A 7,012-nucleotide genomic window follows, 5' to 3' on the forward strand; every position below is an offset into this window, starting at 1 on the left:
TTAGGAGGCTTTGCGTAAGTCCTAATTTATTTGATCTGTTAATTTAAACTTAATTTTTGTAATGGCGAATTACTTCGGCAACTGACCAAGCTTGAGCAATAGCTCCTTTGGGGTCGTGGGGTTGATCGCCATCAAAAATTTCTGAAATTGAACCCAGACAAGCATCTGATAAAAAATGCTGCATTAGAGGTTCCCAATCAAAGGGTAACGCTTCATTTTTGTGAAAACGCTTCCTTGCACGAATAAAAGGACCAATCAACCAACTCCAAACTGTTCCTTGATGATAAGCGCGATCGCGCATAACTGAGTTACCCATATATTTGCCGATATATTCAGGATCTGAAGGTTCGAGAGAACGCAAACCGTAGGGAGTTAGTAAGCTTGAAGTTGCTCGTTCGAGTACAAGATATCCTTGTTGGGCAGAAAAACCACAATGACGCAGTGAAAGCGCTAAAACTGCATTTGGTCTAATTTGAGAATTGCGACGATCATCTGGTTCAATGGTGTCATACAAATAGCCAGCTTTAGGATTCCAGAATTTTTGCAGGGACTTTTTTACCTGTTGTGCTTGCTGGGTATATCTCCGCGCTTGATTGGCTAAACGCATTCCATCTTGTGCAAGGTGTTGCTCGCTTAAAATTTCTGCCCATCGTGAAGCCCAACATAAAGCGGAATACCATAAAGCATTTATTTCCACCGGCTTACCGCGTCTCGGAGTAACTGGTACCCCTTCTACCACCGCATCCATCCAAGTAAGAGCTACTCCAGGAGCGTCCCAACTTAATAAATTATCAGTGGAATCCACATGAATATTGTAAATACTACCACCCATAAAGGCTTTATAAATTTGCCTGACAACAGGATACTGTTCCGCTAAGAATTGCCAGTCTTGTGTAGCTTCTAAGTAAATTCCTAAAGTTTCAATCCACCACAATGTTGCGTCTATGCTGTTGTAAGATGGTTCTCCATCTGCATCGGGAAAGGCATTAGGAATCAAGCCTTGATGACAATAACTTCCAAAAGTTCGTAAAAGTCCTTTCGCTATTTCAAAGCGCTGCGGCACTATTGCCAAACCCGGTAAAGCAATCAAAGTATCCCGTCCCCAGTCGTTGAACCAGTGGTACCCCGCGATCGCAGTTGGACCGGCAATTGAAGCTCGATAAACGATGAACTGGTCGCTTGCTCGTAGTAATTTTTGCCAGATTACAGATTTTGGAGGAAGGGGGGAAGAAGAAATGGGGGGATGGGGAGATAGGGAGATGGGGGGAGAGGAAGTAGAATTTTGTACTTTGTCTTTCTTTTCTTCTTCCTCTTTCCATCCAAAAATTTTTGATAACCTTTTTTCCTCTGCTAATACTTCTCGGTTAAAAGTTTCGCAGTTTAGAACAATATTTGATTCATCCGGAACACCTAAACAAGCCTCTACTGTCACCGTATCTCCCGGTTCCAGGACAATGCTTAAATAACCCGGACTGTAAAGGTCTTCTTTATCTCCCAATCCCCGGCGAGTTTCTTCTGGTAAACCATAATTCCAATACCAAGTTCCGCTCGATTGATAAGTACCTTTACTCCATCTTATATACCAAGGTGTACCGAGTTCAGAGGCTTTTTTCGCTTGTAAACAAAGTTGTTCTTTTTGCAGCAATTGCGAAAACTGTAACTCAGAACAATATTTTTGCTGATGATGAAAATCGCGATCGCCAATTAGCAACCGCAATCTCAAAACTGCGGCATCTTTACCTTGATAGCAATATTGAATCAATACACGATGAGAAAATCGGCTTTGATCGGCTGCTTGTAGCGGGTCCGCTGCCAATACATTCTCGTCTTCGGATTTCAAGCTCAATCCGTAGGGCATTACGATTTGTCTGCTCAACTGCCAGTTTTCTTCACCCCAAATCCATCTGGGAACTGAATTAATATCAAAATGGCGCAGCAACTTGTAGCCCTGTGGCTCTATTTCACCATTAGCCCAAAAATTAGTTCCTAATGCCATCACTCCATCAGGTAGTTCTAAGCTGGCTTCCAGATGTGACATGAGTAAAGTCCGCCCAGAAGGTGGACTTGTTGCAGCAAACAACCAGCCGTGGTAAGCGCGAGTGCGGACATCGGAAACTGTGCCACTTGCAAAGCTTCCCAAGCCATTAGTTAACAACCATTCTCGAATATCCAAATCTCCCATTTCCTACTCAAAATCGTTATGAGTATGATATTATTTGTAACAGTTCGTAATTAAATAATCAAAGCGTGGATTAGTGAAAAACACTGATAATACCATGCTTAAAAAGTATAGCTCCAAGGAGAATTAGTATAATGCCCCTTACTTATTCATCAGAAGGATGCCTCCGTGTAGGTCAGCAGGCTCCGGATTTTACAGCTACAGCGGTAGTAGATCAAGAATTTAAAACAGTAAAACTCTCCGACTATCGCGGGAAGTATATTGTTTTATTTTTCTATCCTTTAGACTTTACCTTTGTTTGTCCCACAGAGATAACCGCATTTAGCGATCGTTACGAAGCATTTAAACAGCTTAACACTGAGATACTCGGTGTTTCAGTCGATAGCGAATTTTCCCACTTAGCATGGATTCAAACCGACCGTAAGGCTGGTGGAGTGGGCGACCTGAATTATCCATTGGTATCGGATATCAAAAAAGAAGTTAGTGCTGCTTACAACGTGCTAGACCCAGAAGCAGGAGTTGCTTTGCGCGGTTTGTTTATTGTAGATAAAGATGGTGTAATTCAGCACGCTACTATCAACAACTTGTCCTTTGGTCGCAGCGTAGATGAAACATTGCGGACATTGCAGGCAATTCAATACGTCCAGTCTCACCCGGATGAAGTTTGTCCTGCGGGTTGGCAACCTGGCGATCAAACCATGAACCCCGACCCAGTGAAGTCCAAAGTGTATTTCTCGGCGGTTTAAATTCCATCGTTTAATTAAAGTGTGCTTGATAGTAAATTGATTGCAATTAATCACACTTTAATTAATTAGTGGGATCAAAAAATCAGTAATTCAGATGAATAATAATTAAACTAAAGATATACACAGACGAATGCGGATAGTAGTTAAATAAAATTAGCTTCCGCGTCTATCTGTGTTTTTTACTACAGGTATTAAATATGCTAACTTCAACGGATTTTAGCGGCTTATTTAACGAGCGCTTCTTGCAAAACTTTTTACCAGTTCCCGCAGCCAATAGCCTGCAATTGGGACAGTTAACCCCTCAATTTCAACTTCCGGATATTACTAATGGAACTTTAGTAAAATTATGCGATTATAGAGACAAGCAACCAGTACTTTTGGCGTTGACTCGAATTTTCACGGAAAAACAATATTGTCCCTTTTGTTTTCCTCATATCAAAGCTTTGAATGAGAATTACGAGCAATTTAAAAATCGGGGTATAGAAGTTTTAATGATTACCAGTACTGACGAGCGGCAAAGTCAAATAGTTGTCAAAGATTTGAATATGAAAATGCCGTTGCTGAGCGACCCTAGCTGTAAAGTATTTCGTAATTATGAGGTTGGACAAGCGTTAGGTGCGCCTTTGCCCGGACAATTTATTTTAGATAAACAAGGAAAACTAATTTACAAACATTTATTTTCCTTTTTAGATCACAATGCCAGTATCGAAACATTGCTTTCTTGCATTCAATAAAATGTAGATTAATTATCAGATTATAGTTTAATTCATAATTAATAATGTGTAAAAGCCCGGTTTTTCAAAGTAACCGGGCGTTTTTTTTTGATCGCAAATAAATTAGCAGTAAAAATTAATATGATTGCTTATTTTTAATATTTGGAGAGTGAGTAATATCCACTCTCATTGCCGTTAAATAACAGCTATAACTTGAACTGTTGTAAATTGCTGCGGGGATTAAAAGTACGGATATCTCGGATTTTTTCATAATATTCCCGTTCTTGCGGACTGATATCTTTAGGTGTCGCGATCGCAATCTTGACTAATTGGTCGCTGCGATCGCCGTTACGATTGCGCCAACCTTTATTGCGTAAGCGTAAGGATTGACCCGCACGCACTCCAGGTGGAAGTTTGACATCAACCATACCGTCAGGTGTCGGGACTTCGATTGTTGCCCCTAATACAGCTTCATCAGGAGCGATCGGTACTTCACATACCAAGTTGTCACCATCAAATTTAAAAAAGGGATGATTTCTAAGCTCAACTACTAAATATAAATCGCCACGTCTTTGGTTCAAACTAACCGGACCTTTACCTCGTACTCGTAAGCGACTACCGGGTTTTGCTCCAGGGGGTATGCGAACGTCAATAGTTTCAGCACCCAAGTTAAACCGCTTTTGTACACCATTGAAAGCTTCAGCATAAGTTAAAGTAATTGTGGCTTCGCTGTCTTGAGCCGAACCACTACCTACATCTGGAAAACCACCAAAGTCATTAAATCCACCAGGAGAAGTCCGGTAAGAATAGCTTTGTCCTCCACGGTTCCCACCAGCAAAACGTCCTAATAATTCGTTAATAAAATCATCAAAGCTACCATATTGACCAAAATCAAAGCCATTCATATCGACACCGGCACCACCACCAGGAAAGCCCTGTCCAGCTTGCTTCCAATATTGACCAAACTGGTCGTACTTTTGACGCTTTTCGGGGTCTGATAATACTTCGTATGCTTCATTTACTTCTTTAAAACGCTCCTCAGCATCCTTATTACCTTGATTCACATCAGGATGATATTTACGGGCTGATTTACGAAAAGCTTTTTTAATCTCTTCTTGAGTAGCACTTTTATTCACTCCTAAAATTCGATAATAATCTTTGAAGTCGGTTGCAGCCATTAAAAGCCTCCTAAGATAGTATTTACTTAATATTTTGCCTATGTATTAATTTAGTCAACACACCGCACCAACTATAATTGCGGACATTATGACCTGACTTTAAATTAACAAATATGAAATAATTGCCAAGTGTGGTTCTTCCTCTGGGAAGCGGGGAAATTGCCGTACTACAACGAAGAAGAATTGAAAATAAAAATTTAAATATGATTTAACTTATCCGCGCAACCAGGAGAGGAAAAAAACAAGAATTAAATAACAGAACTTACACATACTTGAAAAAATTACAAGATGGGTAAGTCCTGGTTATTTGATAGCAGTCAGTTGTGATATTTTTTACTAACTACTTATTTTCGATGATTAATTAAATGACTGTGTTGTCGGCAATCACCGCATTTTTCAGTACCACTACAATCTTGCTGCGGATGTAAAAACCTTGGTCTTCGCGATCGGCTTCTTCTACATTGTCTTTGTTGATAATTTGCACGTCGCATCCTATGTGGGCATTTTTGTCAATAATGGCACGGCGGATTGTGGTATTCGCTCCGATACCTAAACTAACAGGACCGTCGCTACAGTCGGACTGACGTTCGGCATAAGGCTCGTAAAAATCCGACCCCATAATCAAGGTATCTTCGATATGGCATCCAGATTCAATACGTGATCGCACTCCTAAAACCGAGTTTATAATCCGGCAATCTTTGAGTATACACCCCTCACCAATCATCGATTGTGATACCTGACAATTTAATAATTTGGTAGGAGGTAGATAACGAGAGCGGGTGTAGATCGGCGCTTCTTCATCGTAAAAGCTAAAGGGTGGTTTGGGCTGCTGAGTTAATGCCAGGTTTGAATTATAAAAGGCTTCAATTGTCCCAATATCTTCCCAGTAGTCATCGAACAAGTAAGCTTGAACGTTGTAACTATCCAATGCACTAGGAAGAATTTCCTTACCGAAATCGGTTTGGTCTTTTGATTGTTTGAGCAAGTTGAGCAATACGTGTTTCTTAAAGACGTAAATCCCCATCGAAGCAATGTACGGCTTTTCTTTGGCTTGATCTGCATCCAACCCAAGTACGGTTGTATCAACAGCCATTTTCTTCAGAGCTTCACCTTTAGGTTTTTCGCTGAAGCTTAAGACCTTACCATTATCGTCAATTTTTATTAAGCCAAACTCGGAAGCACCACGTTCCTCCATCGGCACCACCGATAAAGTCACATCAGCCCCAGTTTCTCGATGACGTTCGACAAACTGACGGTAGTCCATACGATAAAGGTGATCGCCGCTGAGAATTAGATACTCATCGATATCCCATTCTTCAAAAAGCCACTGATACTGACGCACCGCATCGGCAGTACCTTGGAACCAGCTCGAACTGTTTTGGGTTTTCTGGGGAGCAAGGACTTCTACAAATCCCTCGGTAAAACCAGCAAAACTGTAAGCACGGGCCAGGTGACGGTTTAGAGAAGCCGAGTTGAACTGCGTCAACACATAAATTTTAAATATTTCGGAATTTATACAGTTGCTGACCGGAATATCTATCAAGCGATACTTCCCAGCCAATGGTACTGCTGGTTTTGCACGGAACTTAGTTAACGGATAAAGACGGGTACCCGCACCACCACCAAGAATAATACCTAAAACTTTTTTCATTTACATTTCTCCAAACTGCCAATCTGCTCTCACTAATCAGTTTATGACTCTGTGTGGCAGCTCGCACAGGGAAAATTAAAGATTAAGTCAAGTTAATCAAGATACTACATTTACTATGGTTGTAGTTAAGAAGCAAATTTTCAGGTATCAATTAATGTTGACCTTCAAAATTAACCTCCGCTAACTAAACGTAATTCTTGAGAAAGCTTTAGATACTGCACCCAAGGCTGCTCCGAAAGCACAGAAATCGCGTTTGGCGATAATGTTGCCGTATACACATCTCTTCCAACTGTGATCCCGTTGACACCAAAACTTTCTAAGAGAGCAGTTGCGGTAGAATCTAGAACCGATTCAGTATGAATAAAAATTACTAAATAAGGTTCTGATGGGTCTTTAATTTGTTTGAGTGCCAATATAAGAGCGATATCTAGCTTAGTAAAGTTCATATGTTTAAATAACTTGGGGCAGGTATTAGTAATCTTACTTGCCCCTTTTTAACCCTATCAAGTATAAAGTTGATTCGGATCGGTTAGGAGTTAGGAGTT

Annotated in this window: 6 protein-coding genes; 2 read left to right on the top strand and 4 right to left on the bottom strand. The window is 40.6% G+C overall.

What is annotated here, in order from left to right; translation table 11 throughout:
* Positions 1-49 precede the first annotated feature (49 nt).
* Positions 50-2,182, bottom strand: a complete 2,133-nt coding sequence (locus VB797_RS01135) for an amylo-alpha-1,6-glucosidase (protein ID WP_323235776.1) — start codon at positions 2,180-2,182, stop codon at positions 50-52.
* A 131-nt stretch (positions 2,183-2,313) separates the two neighbouring features.
* Here VB797_RS01135 and VB797_RS01140 point away from each other — a divergent pair, with 131 nt between their 5' ends.
* Both VB797_RS01140 and VB797_RS01145 read left to right on the top strand, forming a co-directional pair.
* Complete coding sequence (locus tag VB797_RS01140) at positions 2,314-2,925, top strand: peroxiredoxin (protein ID WP_323235777.1); 612 nt, start codon at positions 2,314-2,316, stop codon at positions 2,923-2,925.
* Between the two features lie 197 nt (positions 2,926-3,122).
* Positions 3,123-3,659 carry a peroxiredoxin family protein gene (locus tag VB797_RS01145; protein WP_323235778.1) on the top strand — a complete coding sequence of 179 codons (537 nt, stop codon included), beginning with the start codon at positions 3,123-3,125 and terminating at the stop codon, positions 3,657-3,659.
* A 185-nt stretch (positions 3,660-3,844) separates the two neighbouring features.
* Here the strand turns inward: VB797_RS01145 and VB797_RS01150 are convergent, their stop codons facing one another.
* The 3 genes from VB797_RS01150 to VB797_RS01160 all read right to left on the bottom strand — a co-directional run bounded on the left by VB797_RS01150 (position 3,845) and on the right by VB797_RS01160 (position 6,913).
* Complete coding sequence (locus tag VB797_RS01150; protein ID WP_323235779.1) at positions 3,845-4,816, bottom strand: DnaJ C-terminal domain-containing protein; 972 nt, start codon at positions 4,814-4,816, stop codon at positions 3,845-3,847.
* 361 nt (positions 4,817-5,177) lie between these two features.
* Positions 5,178-6,467, bottom strand: a complete 1,290-nt coding sequence (locus VB797_RS01155) for a glucose-1-phosphate adenylyltransferase (protein ID WP_323235780.1) — start codon at positions 6,465-6,467, stop codon at positions 5,178-5,180.
* 170 nt (positions 6,468-6,637) lie between these two features.
* Positions 6,638-6,913: a hypothetical protein gene (locus tag VB797_RS01160; RefSeq protein WP_323235782.1), complete on the bottom strand. Its 276-nt coding sequence runs from the start codon at positions 6,911-6,913 to the stop codon at positions 6,638-6,640.
* Between the last annotated feature and the right edge of the window lie 99 nt (positions 6,914-7,012).

This window comes from Rivularia sp. UHCC 0363 (assembly GCF_034931125.1).
Classification (GTDB): domain Bacteria; phylum Cyanobacteriota; class Cyanobacteriia; order Cyanobacteriales; family Nostocaceae; genus Rivularia.